Origin of the sequence: Sphingomonas sp. ACRSK, assembly GCF_022346685.1 — a bacterium.
In the GTDB taxonomy this organism is placed as follows: domain Bacteria; phylum Pseudomonadota; class Alphaproteobacteria; order Sphingomonadales; family Sphingomonadaceae; genus Sphingomonas; species Sphingomonas molluscorum.
Genome location: NZ_JAKRNR010000016.1, coordinates 21,012 through 36,277, shown reverse-complemented (window position 1 = coordinate 36,277; position 15,266 = coordinate 21,012). Strand labels below are relative to the sequence as shown.

Sequence of the window (15,266 nt, the reverse complement as noted above, 5' to 3'; positions counted from 1 at the left end):
AAAAGGTCAAGCTTTTCAGCGCTGGCACTTGGGGCACCAGAAGGTGGAACGCCCGCCTTCGGTGCGGCGCTGCACCGTCCCTCCACAAGGACAGGCTGCACCCTCACGCCCATAGACCCGCCACTGCTTGGAGAAATAGCCCAATTCGCCATCGGGGCGCGCATAATCGCGCAGGGTGGACCCGCCCGCCTCAATCGCAGCCAGCAGGACGGTGCGGATCGCCTCCACCAGCCGGTCGAGCCGGGCGCGGGCGATCTGCCCGCCCGCCCGTGACGGAGCGATTCGCGCCAGGTTCAGCGCCTCGCACACATAGATGTTGCCGAGCCCGGCAACGATCCGCTGGTCCAGTAGCAACGCCTTGATCGGTGCGGCCCGGCCGACCAACGCCTGCGCCAAATAGCCGCCGGTGAACTCGGGCCCCAGCGGCTCCGGCCCCAACGTGCGGAACGGCGCCCATTCATCGAGCGATTCGGTCCGCAGCAGGTCGAGCGAGCCGAATCGCCGCGGGTCGTTCAGCGTCAGCGATCGCCCCGCCTCCGTCTCCAGGATCAGATGATCGTGCGGCAGCAGCTCGCTGGGATCGACTCGCCACCGCCCCGACATGCCGAGGTGGAAGACGAGCGTGTCCCCGCGCTCGGTGTCGATCAGGCCGTATTTGGCGCGGCGGCCAAGTGCTGTCACCTGCGCGCCGGTGAGCCGCTGGCCCAGATCCTCGGGGATCGCGCGGCGCAGGTCGGCGCGCCGGGGCACGACGCGCGCGATGCGCTGCCCCTCCAGCACCGGGCGCAGCCCACGCACGGTGGTTTCGACTTCGGGAAGCTCGGGCATGATGGGTGGGAGCTAGGCAGGGTTTGCCCGGGCCACAAGGCTTGGCTAAGGCGCTTGCATGACCAACACCGTATCGTTCGGCTATGAAGAAGTCGCCCCCGAGGAAAAGACCCGCCGTGTCGGGGACGTCTTCGCCAGCGTAGCCTCCCGCTACGACCTCATGAACGATGCCATGTCGGGGGGCATGCATCGGCTCTGGAAGGATCGCTTCGTGCGGCGGGTGAAGCCGCAGCCGGGCGAGCAGATCCTCGACATGGCCGGCGGCACCGGCGACATTGCCTTCCGCATGGCCGCCCGCGGCGCGTCGATCACGGTCGCCGACATCAATCCGGCGATGCTGGAGGTCGGCATGGGTCGCGCGCAGCAGCGCGGGATCGACGGGCTGGTGTGGACCGAAGCGAACGCAGAAGTGCTCCAGTTCCCCGATCGCTTCTTCGACGCCTACACCATCGCCTTCGGCATTCGGAACGTGACCGACATTCCCAAGGCGTTGCGCGAGGCGCATCGCGTGCTGCGGCGTGGCGGCCGCTTCTTCTGCCTGGAGTTCTCGACCACCCAGTGGCCGGGTTTCGCCGAGGTCTACGACGCCTATTCGCACAAGCTGGTACCCAAGCTCGGCAAGCTCCTTGCCGACGACGAGGACAGCTATCGCTACCTGATCGAGTCGATCCGCCGCTTCCCGGACATGCCGACGTTCGAGCGCATGATCGGCGACGCCGGTTTCGTGCGGACCAAGGTGGAGCCGCTGCTCGGCGGTCTGGTCGCGATCCACAGCGGGTGGAAGATCTGAGCCCCCGTCCCCGCCGCACCGAGGATCGGGCATGACCTCTACCACGACCCATCTATGGCGCCTGATCAAGTGGGGTCGCACGCTCGCGCGCCACGGCGCGTTGCGTGGACTGGAGCGTGATCCTGCCACGCCGGCCGGCGTGCGCCGGCTCGCGCGCATCGCCCGCTTCGGCGCGTTCGTGCCGGCCGTGCCGCGCTACGCGCAGGCGCTGCAGGCGCTTGGCCCCGCTGCCATCAAGCTCGGCCAGACGCTCGCCACCCGTCCCGACCTGGTCGGCGAGGGCCCGGCGCACGACCTGCTCGCGCTGCAGGACGCGCTGCCGCCGCTCCCCTGGTCGGTGATCCGCCCGGCGATCGAGGCGGGTCTCGGCCGACCGATCGAGAGCGTGTTCGCCGAGATCGAGGAAGTGCCGGTCGGCGCGGCCTCGATCGCGCAGGTGCACCGCGCCGTCACGACCGATGGCCGCACGGTTGCCGTCAAGGTGCTGCGCCCTGGCGTCGAGCACGAGTTCAACCAGGCGATCGACACCTATGAATGGGCCGCCGCCCAGCTCGAGGCCTATGGCGGCGAGCTGAAGCGGCTGCGTCCGCGCCTGGTCATCGAGACCATGAAGCGCTGGACCGCGCGCGAGCTCGACCTGCGGCGCGAAGCGGCGTCGGCCTCCGAACTTGCCGAAGCGATGCAGGCGGAGCCGGACTTCACCGTCCCCGCGGTCGACTGGCAGCGCACCACCAGCCGGGTGCTGACGATCGAGTGGATCGACGGCATCAAGCTGTCGAACCGCGCCGCCCTGGTCGAGGCCGGCCACGACCTTCCGGCGATGGCGCGCAAGCTGGTGCAGGCGTTCCTACGCCAGGCGATCGCGGAGGGTTTCTTCCACGCCGACATGCACCAGGGGAACCTGTTCGCGCTGCCGGACGGGCGGATCTGCGCGATCGACTTCGGCATCATGGGCCGCATCGATCGGCGTGCACGGGTGTGGCTGGCCGAGATCCTCTACGGCCTGATCACCGGCAATTATCGCCGGGTCGCCGAGATCCACTTCGAGGCAGGCTATGTGCCCGCGCACCACAATGTCGCGGAGTTCGCGACGGCGCTCCGCGCGGTGGGTGAGCCGATGCGCGGGCTCGCGGTCAAGGACATGTCGGTCGGCATGATGCTGGAGAGCCTCTTCAACATCACCCGCGACTTCGACATGCAGACCCAGCCGCACCTGCTGCTGCTGCAAAAGACGATGGTGATGGTGGAGGGCGTGGCTACCGCGCTCGATCCCGACATCAACCTGTGGGAAACGGCGGCGCCGTTCGTGCGCGGCTGGATCCGCGATGAGCTGGGGCCCGAGGCGGCGGTCGCAGACCGCATCGTCACCGACCTGCGCACCTTTGCGCGGCTGCCGCAGCTGATCCGCAACCTGGAAGCGCGCTATCCGACGCCGGGGGGTGCGCCCCCTGCCCCGCCGTTGCGCGAGATCGAGGTCATTCGCGTCGGCGGCGGGTGGCGATACATCGGCGTGGCCGTGGTGAGCGCCGCGCTGGCGGTAGCGGCGACGCTGCTGGCCAGCTGATGGCGCGGCCCGCCCGCCCGCTGTGGCTGGTCCGCCCAAGCCGGGCCAGCGGCCTCTCGGCCAACCAGGCAGTGGCGCTGGTCCTGTTCCTGCTGCTGGTCGCGGCCGGTGCCCTGATGGGCGTGCGCGGCGGGAGCGTACCAGCGCCGCGTGCCGCGATCGAGCAGAGCGACATCAGCGTGCACGATGGCATCGTCGGCGCGCTGCGCGGTGGCGAGGCCTATTACCCGGCAACCGCACGAATGCTGCGCAGCGGCGGCTATCCGCTCAAGCCGTTCCTCTCCTTTCCCCTGCCCACGCTGCCGGTAGTGCTCGCCGTACTCCCGGGACTGGTGTCGGCCCTGCTGCTCCTGCTGCTGGCGGTCGGCACCGCGTTTGCCTGGCAGAAGCGGTTGCGCGAGGCCTTGGCCCGGCCGTTGCCGGTGTTCGGGGGCATGCTGCTCCTGGCCGGTGGGATGGTGGGCCTGCTGGCGCCGGACGTCGTGCTCTTTCCCGAGACCTGGGCAGGCATGCTGGTGGCTTTGTCGCTGGCGATCCGACAGCAGGACCGCTGGGTAGAGGCGGTTGCCGTCGCCACCGCGGCGATGCTGATCCGCGAAACCGCCGCCTTCTACGCCATCGCCATGGGGCTGCTCGCCTTTGCCGAAGGACGGCGCCGCGAGGCCTTGGGCTGGGCGGCGGGAGTCGGCCTGCTGGCCATCGTCCTGGTGTTCCATGCCCAGGCCGTCGCGCAGGTCGTCGGTCCGCTGGATCCGACCGCCTCAGACGCGGCGGGGAAGCACGGCTTCGGCTTCTTCGTGCGCGCCGCCATCACCACGACGGTGCTCCACCTGCTGCCGGCCGCGATCGCCGCGCTGCTGGTTGCGCTCGCGCTGTTCGGCTGGGCGATGTGGGACGATCCGGTCGCCTTGCGCGTGACCGTGACGCTGGCGGTCTATGCTGCCGCGACAGCCATCCTCCCGGGCGCGGACGGCTTCTACTGGGCATTCCTCGTCGCCCCGCTGCTGCTCGTCGGCCTGGCCTTTGCGCCGGACGGGCTGCGCGACCTCGCCCGCGTGCTGCTCGACAGGCGGCGGGTTCGGGTGCAGAGGATCACGCGATGAAGCGCATCCTGCTGATCGTCGGGGGCGGCATTGCCGCCTACAAGGCGTGCGAACTGATCCGCCTGTGCCGCAAGGCCGGCATTTCCGTGCGCTGCGTACTGACCGACGGAGGTGCGCACTTCGTCACCCCCATGACGCTCGCCGCGCTGTCCGAGGCGCCGGTCCACACCAGCCTGTGGGACCTGAAGGAAGAGGCCGAGATGGGCCACATCCAGCTCAGCCGCGAGGCGGACCTAGTCGTGGTCGCGCCCGCGACGGCAGACCTGCTTGCGAAGATGGCAGCCGGCATGGCCGACGATCTGGCGACCACGCTGCTGCTCGCGACCGACAAGCCGGTGCTCGCTGCGCCCGCCATGAACGTGCGCATGTGGCAGCACGCCGCCACCGTCCGCAACGTCGCGCAGCTGCGTCGCGACGGCATCACGGTGCTCGAGCCCGACGAAGGCACGATGGCCTGTGGGGAATATGGCCCGGGCCGCCTGCCGGAGCCCGCAGCGATCCTTGCTGCGATCGAGCGCGCCCTGGCATCCGCGGCCCGGCCCCTCGCCGGCCGGCACGTGCTGGTGACGGCGGGGCCGACCCACGAAGCGATCGACCCGGTGCGCTACATCGCCAACCGCTCCTCCGGCCGGCAGGGCTATGCGATTGCCGGCGCGCTGGCGAAGCTCGGCGCGCGCGTGACGCTGGTGTCCGGGCCGACGGCGCTTCAGACCCCGCCGGGCGTGTCGCGCGTGGATGTGGAAAGCGCGCGCGAGATGGCGAACGCGGTCGAGGCGGCGCTTCCGGCCGACGCCGCGGTGATGGTGGCAGCCGTCGCGGACTGGCGGGTCGAGGCCGCGCTCCTGAAGCGCGCCAAGGCGGACATGGGCGATCGGCTGGAACTCGTCCCCAACCCGGACATCCTCGCGACGCTTGGGCATAGCCCGCGGCGACCGCGGCTGCTGGTCGGGTTTGCGGCGGAAACGCACGACGTGATCGACCATGCCGCCGGGAAGCGCGCACGGAAGGGCGCAGATTGGATTGTCGCCAACGACGTATCGGGAGACGTGATGGGCGGGACCGCCAACGCGATCCACCTGGTGACGGAAAATGGCGTGGAAAGTTGGGAGCGAATGGACAAGGACCTGGTTGCGGAGCGTCTGGCGGAGCGGATCGCACATGCGCTGGCATAGGCTGCTTCCCCTCGCCCTGGGTCTCGCGCTGGCAAGCTGCGCGGGCGGCGGGGTTCGTCCCGCCTCCGACATTGCAACGGCGACGGTGCGGGAGCAGGCGTTCGGCGCCAGTGGCCGTCGATCGGTGAAGGCGCTGGTCTATGTGCTGCACCGGGACGGGGCGACGTCGGAAGCGACCGATCCCCACCGCTTCGCCCGCGACCTTGCGGCGGCCGCCCCCGGTGCGCGGGTGATGGCGCTCACCCAGCCCGTGGCAGAGGGCGACGCGGACAAGGGCATGAATCGCGGTTTCACGCGGGAGCGCATCACGGCTTTCGCCGACCGGATCGAGGCCGGGCGCAAACGGTATCCGGACGTTCCCACCGTCGTCGTCGGAGACGGCGGCGGTGCGGCATTGGTGGCGGACCTTGCCGGGCTCCGGCCGAAACTGATCGATGGTATGGTGCTCGCCGCCTGTCCGTGCATGTTGCCCGAATGGCGCAAGCATATGGAGAAGCGGATGCCCGGCACATCGTTCAAGCCTGCACCCGACAGCCTCGATCCGCTGATGACGGTGGGCGGTGTGCGCCCGCAGACCAAGGCCGCGCTGCTGGTCGGCTCCGAGGACCCGATCACGCCTCCGAAATTCTCGCGCGGCTATGCCGAGGCGCTCGCGCTGCGCGGCATTGCGACCGATTTCCGCGTGCTGCCGGGCAAGGGCAACGAGATCCTGAACGACCCGGAGGTGCTCTCGGCCACGACCCGGATGCTCTCCTCCCTTCAGGCCAGCCAATGAGCGGCGAACCGATCCGCATCGCCGTCCTTCGGCTGGAACATGGCCGGGGGCTGCCGCTGCCGGCCTATGCGACGGCGGGCGCCGCCGGCATGGACATCGTCGCCGCCGAAGACTGCACGCTTGCGCCAGGCGCCAGGCACGCAGTCTCGACCGGCTTCGCCCTCGCCATCCCCGCCGGCTACGAAGTGCAGGTTCGTCCCCGCTCCGGCCTTGCGATCAAGCACGGCATCACCTGCCTCAACACGCCCGGCACCATCGACAGCGACTATCGCGGGGAAGTGAAGGTGATCCTGGTCAATTTGGGACAGGAGCCGTTCGCCATCGCTCGCGGCGAGCGCATCGCACAGCTCGTGCCGGCGCCGGTGCTGCGCGCGACGCTCGATGAGGTGACGAGCCTGGACGAGACCGCGCGCGGCAGTGGCGGCTTCGGGTCGACCGGGCGGTGACCCCCTTCCTCGCCCTGATGGCCGCGCTGACGGCGCAACTGACGCCACCACCGGCGGAACCGAATCGCCTTCGCACCTCGCCGATCGATTGGGAAGCCCTGGACCCGCTTCCCTATCGTACTCAACCGGAAGTGACGCCGCAGATGGTCCGCTTCGTCCAGGGCGAAATGGCGCAAGGCCGTTGCACGCCGCCTGCCCCGATCGCCGGCAAGCGCCGCGTCCATGCCGACGTCGCCGTCCTGGTCGGCAGCGGCGCGAGCGTGCGGGCGACCATCCCGCGCGCCATCAACTGCCCCACGGTCGAGCAATATGCGGCCGGGCTGGTGCTCGGCTTCGCGCGCGACAATCTGAACACGCGCTTCGCGGTGGAAGGCACCTGGTACCGTGTGAGCATGACCTTCGACCTGCCCGAATGATCCTGACCGACGCGGAGCTGGAGCGCTACGCCCGGCATATCGTGCTGAAGGAAGTCGGCGGCGCCGGGCAGGCCAGGCTCGCCGCCGCGCATGTGTGCGTGGTCGGTGCGGGCGGCATCGGCTCGCCGGTGATCCAGTATCTTGCCGCGGCAGGGATCGGGCGGCTCAGCATCATCGACGACGACCGCATCGAATTGTCGAACCTCCAGCGCCAGACCCTGTTCGGCACCGAGGATTTGGGACAGTCGAAGGCTGAGGTCGCGCGGCACGCGGTCGCACGGCTCAACCCGCACGTATCCGTCACCGTGCACCAGCTCCGGATCGATTCGGCGAACGCAGCCGGGCTGGTCGGCGGCATGGACGTCGTGGTCGACGGGACCGACAACTTCGCCACGCGGCTTGCGGTGGCCGATGCCGCGCTTGCAGCCCGCGTTCCGCTGGTGGCAGCCGCAGTCGGCGAGTTCGAAGGGCAGCTGGGGGTGTTCCGCGGCTGGGAGGCGGACAAGCCCTGCTATCGCTGCTTCGTCGGCCAGGATCCGGAACGTCCGGACCGCAGCTGCGCCGACACGGGCGTGCTCGGCGCCCTGACCGGCGTCGTCGGCAGCCTCGCCGCACTGGAAGCGATCCGCGCCATTACCGCCTTCGGCGAGGATAGCGCGGGCAAGCTGCTGCTGATCGACACGCTGGCGCTGCGCTTCCGGACGCTGCTGCTGCCCAAGGATCCTGGGTGCCCCGCATGCGGGGGCTGACCGTCCTCGTCGCGACCTCCGACCCCGTCCGCTTTCGCGCGGCGCTCTCCACCGCTGCGGCCACTGCCGCGCTGGGCGGCCGGGCGCGCGTGTTCCTTCATGAAGACGCGGTCGTGCTGCTCCAGGCGTCCGCCGATCCCGATGCCGCCCGGCTCACCGCGGCCGGGTTGCCGAGCCGGGCCGATCTCATCGCGATCGCCCGCGAGAGCGGCGTGGAACTGCTGGTCTGCCAGTCGGGTCTCGCCCTCACCGGCCTGTCCATGGCCGAGCTCCCCGCCGGCACGGCCGCCGGCGGGCTGGTCAGCCTGCTGGCGACCCTGAGCGAGGATCGCCTGCTGGCGTTCTGACGCCCGGCTGCACGCCGGGCGCAGCCGTCAGGCGAGCAGGTCCTTGGCAAAGGCGCGGACTGCGGGGCCGACGTCCTCGCGCGCCAGCGCGGTTGCAAGATTGGCCTGGAGGAAGCCCGCCTTGTCGCCGCAATCGTAGCGGACGCCCTGGAAGGTCACGCCGTGGAACGGCTGATTGCCGATCATCCGCGCCATTGCGTCGGTCAGCTGGATCTCGCCACCGGCACCGGCCTCCTGCGTCTCCAGGATGCGCATGACCTCGGGCTGGAGCACGTAGCGGCCGATCACCGCCAGGTTCGACGGCGCCGTGCCCGCTTTGGGCTTCTCGACGAGGCCCTTCACTTCGGTCAGCGTGCCGTCGCGCGTGCCCGGCGTGATGACGCCGTATTTGTCAGTCTGGTCGTCCGCCACTTCCTGCGCACAGATCAGGTTGCCGCCGACCTTGTTGTACGCCTCGACCATCTGCTTGAGGCAGCCCGGCTGGCCGACCATGAAGTCGTCCGCGAGCAGCACCGCGAACGGCTCGTCGCCGACGATGTCGCGTGCGCACCAGACGGCGTGGCCCAGCCCCATCGGCTCCTGCTGACGCACATAGGCCACGCGGCCCGGCTTCAGGCGCGTGGCGTCGAGTACCTGGAGCGACTTGCCGCGGCCCGACATGGTCGACTCAAGCTCGTAGGCGATGTCGAAATGGTCTTCGATCGCATGCTTGCCGCGACCGGTGACGAAGATCATCTGCTCGATGCCCGCCTCGATCGCCTCGTCCACGGCATATTGGATCAGCGGACGGTCCACCACCGGCAGCATTTCCTTCGGCATGGCCTTGGTCGCCGGCAGAAAGCGGGTCCCCAGACCCCCGACCGGAAACACCGCCTTGCGAAGTGGTTTGATGGACATGCTTGCTCCCTGTGATGTGTCAGCGCAGCCGGACGGCCGATAGACGGTCAGGCCCCCCTGCCCGATACCTTCGCGCGATTAGCACTCCCTAAACTTCCGCGATAGAAGGCTGCCATGGCAACGCACCAAAACCGACGCATTCTGGTCGTATTCGGTACACGGCCCGAAGCGATCAAGCTGTTCCCCGTCCTGCACGCGCTGGCACAGCGCCCCGGACTTTCGGTGCGCAGTTGCGTGACGGCCCAGCATCGCGGCCTTCTCGATCAGGTGCTTTCGATCGCCGGCGTGACCCCGGACATCGACTTGGACCTGATGGAGCCCGGCCAATCGCTGGATCGCCTGACCGCCCGCCTGCTGCTGGCGCTGGGCGAGGTGATGGACCGCGAGCGTCCCGACCGGGTGATCGTCCAGGGCGACACGGCGACGGCGATGGTGGGTGCGCTGGCCGCCTATTACCGCAAGATCCCGGTCGGCCATGTCGAGGCGGGCCTTCGCTCCGGCGACATCTACCAGCCCTGGCCGGAGGAGGTGAACCGGCGCATCGTCGCCCCGATCGCCGACCTCCACTTCGCGCCCACCGAGACCGCCGCCGCCGCCTTGCGGGCGGAGAACGTCTCCCCTGCATCGATCCACGTTACCGGCAACACGGTGATCGACGCCCTGCACGCGACCCGCGATCGTATCGCGGCCGATCCCGGGCTCGCTGCCGAGATCGCGCCCATTGCAGAACGCTTTGCCGGCAAGCGCGTCGTGCTGGTGACGACCCACCGGCGGGAGAACTTCGGCGACGGCATGGCCGCGATCGCGCGCGCCGTCGGCCGCATCGCCGACCGCCCGGACGTGGCGGTGCTCTTTCCGGTCCACCCGAACCCAAACGTGGTCGCAGCCATGGACGCGGTGCTCGGAGATCGCCCGAACGTCGCGCGCGTGGCGCCGCTGGATTACCCCAACTTCATCTGCGCGCTCGAACTCGCCCACATCGTCCTCACCGATTCGGGCGGGGTGCAGGAGGAAGCCCCTGCCCTCGGCAAGCCGGTGCTGGTGATGCGCGAAACCACCGAGCGGCCGGAGGGCGTCACGGCCGGCACCGCGCGCCTCGTGGGCCCGCACGAAGATCGTATCGTTTCGGGAATCTGCACGCTCCTCGACGACCACGAAGCCTATGCGGCCATGGCCCGCGCGCATAATCCGTTCGGCGACGGCCGGGCATCGGCAAGGATCGCGGAGATCGTGGCACGTGATTTCGGACTCTGAACTGAAGGTTTGCATGGTGGGGCTGGGCTATATCGGCCTGCCCACCGCCGCCGTGATCGCCCGCTCCGGTGCCGCCGTCCTCGGCATCGACGTCGATCCGCGGGTGGTGGAGACAGTGAACTCGGGCAAGGTCCACATCGAGGAGATCGACCTGGACGGCCTGGTCTCGGGCGTGGTCGCTCGCGGGCTGCTGCGGGCGTCGACTGAGATCGCGCCGGCCGACGTGTTCGTCATCGCGGTGCCGACCCCCTTCGGCCCGAACCATGAGCCCGACATCGGCTATGTGCTGGAAGCCGCCGCCACCATCGCGCCCGTGCTCAAGGCGGGCGACACCGTGATCCTGGAGTCCACCTCCCCGATCGGCACCACCGAGAAGGTGGCGGCACTGCTCGCCGACAGGCGTACGGACCTCGCGATCCCTGGCCATTGCAGCGGGACCGCGGACGTCGCGATCGCCTATTGCCCGGAGCGCGTGCTGCCCGGCCGGATCCTGGTTGAACTGATCGACAACGATCGGGTGATCGGCGGCATCACCCCGCGCTGTGCCCGCAAGGCACTGTACTTCTACCGCCGCTTCGTGCGGGGCGCCTGCGTGACCACCACGGCGCGTGCGGCGGAAATGACCAAGCTCACCGAAAACGCATTCCGCGACGTCAACATCGCCTTTGCCAACGAGCTCTCGGTCGTGGCGGACACGATGGGCATCGACGTTTGGGAAGTGATCCGCCTCGCCAACCGCCACCCGCGCGTCAACATCCTGTCGCCGGGGCCGGGTGTCGGCGGCCATTGCATTGCGGTCGACCCCTGGTTCCTGGTGCATGCCGATCCGGAGAATAGCAGGCTAATCCGCACCGCGCGCGAAGTGAACGACGCGAAGATCGCCCACACGATCGCCCGGGCGGAAGCCCTTGCAGAGGAGATACCCGGAGCGCCGATCGCGTGCCTGGGCCTCGCGTTCAAGGCGAACATCGACGACTTCCGCGAGAGTCCTGCGCTTAAGGTCGCGCTGCACCTGGCGAAGCGCTTCGGCGATCGCGTCCGGATCGTGGAGCCCTATGCCGCACGCCTACCGCAGGCGTTCGAGAGCACCGGTGCGCAGTTGATCGATCTCGACACCGCGCTGGAGACCTGCCCCGCATTCGTGGTGCTGGTCGACCACGACATCTTCCGCTCGGTGCCGCTGGACGAGCGCGCCGACAAGCGCGTGCACGACGCGCGCGGCATCTGGCCGGACCAGCCCAAGGCTCAAGCCTCGACTCCCCGCCTGCGCGTTGCAGGCTGAGCGTTAGTCCGCCTGGCTGCCGAGATCGGGCAGCGGCTCCTGCCCGGCCTGTTCCAGACGTTGCATGCGGGCGATCTCGGCCTTGATGATCTCGATGCGACGACGTTCGCTCGGGTGCGTTGCCGCGCGGAAGATGCCGGCACCATGTTCCCGGCCATAGCGTTCCCAGAAACGGACCGCCGCCTGCGGATCGAAGCCGGCGTGCGCCATCAGGTACACCCCGAACCGGTCCGCCTCGACCTCCGTGTTGCGGGTCAGCCGCGCGTTGCGCCCGAACTGCTGGAGCAGCCCACGCTGGATGCCAGCGGCGTTGAGGCGGGCGCGGTGCTTCAGGATGTTGTGCGCCATCTCGTGCCCGAGCACGGCTGCGAGTTCCGCATCGTCGCCCGCATAGGCGACCATCGCGGTGGTCGCTTCGACATAGTCGCCGTTGGCGCGGGCATCGAGCGTCTCCGATGGTCGGGTCTGGAAGCGCGATGGGCATCCCTCTTCCGGGCTGAACCGGATCTCCTGCCGCGCGCCGTTCCGCTCGACCGTCAGCGTCACCTCCCCGCCGGCCATTGCCTTCTCGATCTGGTCGGTCACTGCCAGCAGGCGCGTGAAGGTCCCGCTCGTACCGCTCGGCAGGTCGGGCACCGGCCGACCGTCGATCGCCACGATCCCGTCGTCCTCGCGAAGCCCCGCGCGCGCGGCGGGGCTGTCTGGCGCCAGCGCCAGCACCGATGGGGCATTGCCGATTCCGAAGGTGGTGCGCACCTCCGCGCGATCCGATCCGCCGTACTGGCTGATGTCGTGCAGCAGGAAGCCGGGCAGCGGCGCCTTGTCGGGGCATAAATGCGCCGCACGCGCCGCCAGGCGATAGCCGACCGTCTCCATCCGCCGATCCAGCGTGCGCAGTGCCAGCAGGTCGTCGCTCGCGGACACGGCAGGTGCAAAGACGGGGACTGCAGCGGCCGGTGTCGCAAACGCGAGCACAAGGACAAGCAAGGCCGGAGAGATGCGAGGCATGCCCTCTTCTAATGCGTCTTACGGACGCGCGGAAAACTGCCTCGGATATGAGTCGCTATGGCTGAGCACACTTTTGCCGCACAAGTGTCTTGGCGGAGTATCGTTTCAATAGACTAACAGCCATCCCTTCCTGCCTTATCAATTCGGCTGAAGGTTCTGGATTGACTGCTTCTGGAGCCCACCTTTCTCAGTTCCATTTCACTGCAGCACCCTCTATCGACACGGTGCATCTCGCCACCGCCAGTTATTGGCTGAATTCCGTCCACACCCTTAGTATGCGTTGCGGTGTACGAGCACTCGGACGGTTTGCGCTACGATCAGCATGTCCCGCCAGATCGTCCAACCATGTAGATACTCGAGATCGGCCTGCAGCCGGTTGACCAGATCACTCCGGTGGTTGGTGGCGCCGCGATAGCCACGCACCTGCGCCAGGCCCGTCAGCCCCGGTTTCGCCGCGTGCCGATGCCAGTAGCGATCGTCGATTTCCCAAAACAGCTGATCCTCCGCACGCGACCCGAGCGCGTGCGGCCGAGGGCCGACGATCGACATGTTGCCCGCAAGAACGTTCACCAGCTGCGGCAACTCGTCGAGGCTGGTGCGGCGGAGCAATCGTCCGACGCGCGTGATCCGGTCATCATCCCGCGTGGTGGAGGCGCTCCCGGTTTCGTCGCACTGCTCCGGGCGCATGCTGCGAAACTTCAGCATATGGAACATCCGGTTCCCGCGGCCAATCCGGCGTTGAACGAACAAGATCGGCCCCGGCGACTCGATCCGGATCGCCAGCGCGATCGCCGTGAATATCGGCGCCAGCAGCAGCAGCGCGCCGCACGCGACTGCGATGTCGAACAGGCGCTTGACGAGCCTTTCCTCCACCCCGAGCGGCCCCTTCGCGACGATCAGGGTCGGATCTTCACCGAAGTGCGCCACCCCCAGCGGAGCCAAAGCCGTCAGTTCGGGCGTCAGCACCTCCCCCTGGACATTTGCCCCTTGCAGCGCATGCACCCACGCGTGCCGCCGTTCGGCGGAACAGGCGACTATGACTCGGTCCGCCTTCTGCAGCGCCACGGCAAGACGATCGTACATCATCGGATCGTGCCGTCCTGGCTCGAAGCTAGAAGCCGCCAGGATGGTAGAGTATTCGCCCGCGCCGGTCCTGCGAAACGCCCCGCCGTCCGAAAGAAGCACCACGTTGTACGGGTTGCCACCAATGATGCGGCGCGCGTTGCGGAGGAACAAGCTCCGCGCGACCGTCAAGGCAGCAAGGCTGACGAGTGTCCCGCCTGCAACGATGACTCGCGACAAATCCGCACTTGCCCGCAGGTAGAAGGCGGTGAACAGGACCGCCCCTGCAGCGAATAACATGGAACGGAGCGCGCACGCTATACCACTGCTCCTGCGGTCGATCACGGAGACGGCAAAGGCCCCGCTGCTGAAGGCGGAGAGGAAATAGATCGAGAGCATCGCAAGCCCGATCACCAGCCCCTGCTGCGCGCCCCCGGAACTGTAGAGCGCTCCGACGAACAGGAAGCTGCCGAGAATCACCACGAGATCGAGCAAGCTCAGGAACAAGAGCAGGCGAGTTCGCAGGACACCGCGCGAGGGCTGCCAACGCATGACCTGCCGCCCCGCGGTGGGGACCGGGCCAGATGGCAGCACCCATGGATCGGCCTCTCCGCTCATCCCCTACCCCCCGGCCTGGATACGGCTACCGGCAGGTTATAGGAAGCATTACATGGTTAACTCAAGAAGAGTGCCGACGGTATTAATCCAGTTCGGAAGAAGCATACGCCTCAGATCGAGTCCCCGGCGGGCGGGTACTTCGCCCATAGTTGCCAGTGCCGGAACTTCACTGTCGCGCCGCACCCGGAATGGTGAAGCTCCGCAAGAACGAGGAAGTGCAACGCACCAACAGCAAAAGGCCCGACATGCCGTATGGCGTGCCGGGCCTTGGAAGCTTGAGAGGGTGCAGGCAGACTGCGGCGTGCGCTCCGCAGAGCGCTTAGCGACCGGGACCTTCCGGTGCGCCGCCGCCCGGCATCGCACCACCGGCGCCGCCGCCCTGCATCATCTGCTGCATCATCTGCTGACGCAGCACCGCCTCCGGGATGAAGTCGAGCAGTTCGACGTCGAACTGGAGCGTGATCTTTGCCAGTTCTGCCGGCTCCCCCGTGAGCGGCGGGGCACCCGCCGGTCGCGGCGCGCCATAGCCAAGGTGCGGCGGGATCCAGAAGCGGTACTTCGACCCCTTCGGCATCATCTTCAGCGCTTCGGCGAAACCCGGAACCACGCCGCGCACCGGCATGGGAGTCTGCTGGTTCTGGTCGAACACGCTACCGTCCGGGCGCTTGCCGACATAGTTGATCAGCGCGACGTCATCGTCCGTGGGCGCGGGGCCCGTACCCGGTTCGATGATTTCGTAGCGGAGACCCGACTCGGTCACCTTGCTGTGCGGAGTTCCAGCCCACGCAAGCGCCGCCGCAGCCGCAACGATCAGCGCAATGCCAATCCAGAGCCAGACGAGGTAGCGACGCTTCACGGGCTGGAGCGGGACGGCAGTGACGGACATGAACAGCGATCCCGCTTATGTCAGGGGCGCGTACCGGCGCCGCGACGGCGATGAAGAAGGATGGAAACC

General features: G+C 68.4%; 16 protein-coding genes. 11 read left to right on the top strand and 5 right to left on the bottom strand.

The features are described 5' to 3' along the window. Positions 1-15: 15 nt before the first annotated feature. Positions 16-828, bottom strand: a complete 813-nt coding sequence (gene mutM / locus MHZ35_RS10260; RefSeq protein ID WP_239435506.1) for a bifunctional DNA-formamidopyrimidine glycosylase/DNA-(apurinic or apyrimidinic site) lyase — start codon at positions 826-828, stop codon at positions 16-18. A gap of 58 nt (positions 829-886) precedes the next feature. On the opposite strand from mutM, the gene MHZ35_RS10255 reads away from it, so the two are divergent. The 9 genes from MHZ35_RS10255 to MHZ35_RS10215 are packed head-to-tail and all read left to right on the top strand — an operon-like array spanning position 887 to position 8,190. Continuing rightward, entirely contained in the window at positions 887-1,618 is a 732-nt protein-coding gene (locus MHZ35_RS10255) for a class I SAM-dependent methyltransferase (RefSeq protein ID WP_125961015.1), read from the top strand. Between the two features lie 31 nt (positions 1,619-1,649). Continuing rightward, positions 1,650-3,182 carry a 2-polyprenylphenol 6-hydroxylase gene (ubiB, locus tag MHZ35_RS10250; protein WP_239435505.1) on the top strand — a complete coding sequence of 511 codons (1,533 nt, stop codon included), beginning with the start codon at positions 1,650-1,652 and terminating at the stop codon, positions 3,180-3,182. Continuing rightward, the gene (locus tag MHZ35_RS10245) at positions 3,182-4,285 is read left to right on the top strand and encodes a hypothetical protein (RefSeq protein ID WP_239435504.1); all 1,104 of its coding nucleotides are present in this window, start codon (positions 3,182-3,184) and stop codon (positions 4,283-4,285) included. The genes ubiB and MHZ35_RS10245 overlap by 1 nt, the downstream gene beginning before the upstream one ends. Next, positions 4,282-5,457 (top strand): bifunctional phosphopantothenoylcysteine decarboxylase/phosphopantothenate--cysteine ligase CoaBC, encoded by a 1,176-nt coding sequence (coaBC, locus tag MHZ35_RS10240; RefSeq protein ID WP_239435503.1) that lies wholly within the window; start codon positions 4,282-4,284, stop codon positions 5,455-5,457. Before MHZ35_RS10245 ends, coaBC begins: the two co-directional genes overlap by 4 nt. After that, positions 5,444-6,232, top strand: a complete 789-nt coding sequence (locus MHZ35_RS10235; RefSeq protein WP_239435502.1) for an alpha/beta hydrolase — start codon at positions 5,444-5,446, stop codon at positions 6,230-6,232. Before coaBC ends, MHZ35_RS10235 begins: the two co-directional genes overlap by 14 nt. After that, on the top strand, positions 6,229-6,678 hold the full coding sequence (gene dut, locus MHZ35_RS10230; RefSeq protein ID WP_239435501.1) for a dUTP diphosphatase: 450 nt from the start codon (positions 6,229-6,231) through the stop codon (positions 6,676-6,678). Before MHZ35_RS10235 ends, dut begins: the two co-directional genes overlap by 4 nt. Continuing rightward, the gene (locus tag MHZ35_RS10225) at positions 6,675-7,094 is read left to right on the top strand and encodes a hypothetical protein (RefSeq protein ID WP_239435500.1); all 420 of its coding nucleotides are present in this window, start codon (positions 6,675-6,677) and stop codon (positions 7,092-7,094) included. The genes dut and MHZ35_RS10225 overlap by 4 nt, the downstream gene beginning before the upstream one ends. Then, positions 7,091-7,843, top strand: coding sequence for a HesA/MoeB/ThiF family protein (locus tag MHZ35_RS10220; RefSeq protein ID WP_239435499.1), 753 nt, complete (start codon positions 7,091-7,093; stop codon positions 7,841-7,843). The genes MHZ35_RS10225 and MHZ35_RS10220 overlap by 4 nt, the downstream gene beginning before the upstream one ends. Next, positions 7,831-8,190 carry a DsrE family protein gene (locus tag MHZ35_RS10215; RefSeq protein ID WP_239435554.1) on the top strand — a complete coding sequence of 120 codons (360 nt, stop codon included), beginning with the start codon at positions 7,831-7,833 and terminating at the stop codon, positions 8,188-8,190. The genes MHZ35_RS10220 and MHZ35_RS10215 overlap by 13 nt, the downstream gene beginning before the upstream one ends. A gap of 27 nt (positions 8,191-8,217) precedes the next feature. On the opposite strand, the gene galU is transcribed toward MHZ35_RS10215, so the two are convergent. Further along, the gene (gene galU, locus MHZ35_RS10210) at positions 8,218-9,087 is read right to left on the bottom strand and encodes a UTP--glucose-1-phosphate uridylyltransferase GalU (RefSeq protein WP_125961022.1); all 870 of its coding nucleotides are present in this window, start codon (positions 9,085-9,087) and stop codon (positions 8,218-8,220) included. A gap of 114 nt (positions 9,088-9,201) precedes the next feature. On the opposite strand from galU, the gene wecB reads away from it, so the two are divergent. Together wecB and wecC are read left to right on the top strand one after the other, a co-directional pair. Next, positions 9,202-10,341, top strand: a complete 1,140-nt coding sequence (wecB, locus tag MHZ35_RS10205) for a non-hydrolyzing UDP-N-acetylglucosamine 2-epimerase (RefSeq protein WP_239435498.1) — start codon at positions 9,202-9,204, stop codon at positions 10,339-10,341. After that, positions 10,325-11,623, top strand: a complete 1,299-nt coding sequence (gene wecC, locus MHZ35_RS10200) for a UDP-N-acetyl-D-mannosamine dehydrogenase (protein WP_342453517.1) — start codon at positions 10,325-10,327, stop codon at positions 11,621-11,623. Before wecB ends, wecC begins: the two co-directional genes overlap by 17 nt. A gap of 3 nt (positions 11,624-11,626) precedes the next feature. Here the strand turns inward: wecC and MHZ35_RS10195 are convergent, their stop codons facing one another. The 3 genes from MHZ35_RS10195 to MHZ35_RS10185 all read right to left on the bottom strand — a co-directional run bounded on the left by MHZ35_RS10195 (position 11,627) and on the right by MHZ35_RS10185 (position 15,197). Continuing rightward, positions 11,627-12,547 carry a M48 family metalloprotease gene (locus tag MHZ35_RS10195; protein ID WP_239435497.1) on the bottom strand — a complete coding sequence of 307 codons (921 nt, stop codon included), beginning with the start codon at positions 12,545-12,547 and terminating at the stop codon, positions 11,627-11,629. Between the two features lie 354 nt (positions 12,548-12,901). Then, a complete protein-coding gene (locus MHZ35_RS10190; RefSeq protein ID WP_239435496.1) occupies positions 12,902-14,311 on the bottom strand; it encodes an exopolysaccharide biosynthesis polyprenyl glycosylphosphotransferase in 1,410 nt (469 codons plus the stop codon). Between the two features lie 319 nt (positions 14,312-14,630). Continuing rightward, the gene (locus tag MHZ35_RS10185; RefSeq protein WP_125961042.1) at positions 14,631-15,197 is read right to left on the bottom strand and encodes an FKBP-type peptidyl-prolyl cis-trans isomerase; all 567 of its coding nucleotides are present in this window, start codon (positions 15,195-15,197) and stop codon (positions 14,631-14,633) included. Between the last annotated feature and the right edge of the window lie 69 nt (positions 15,198-15,266).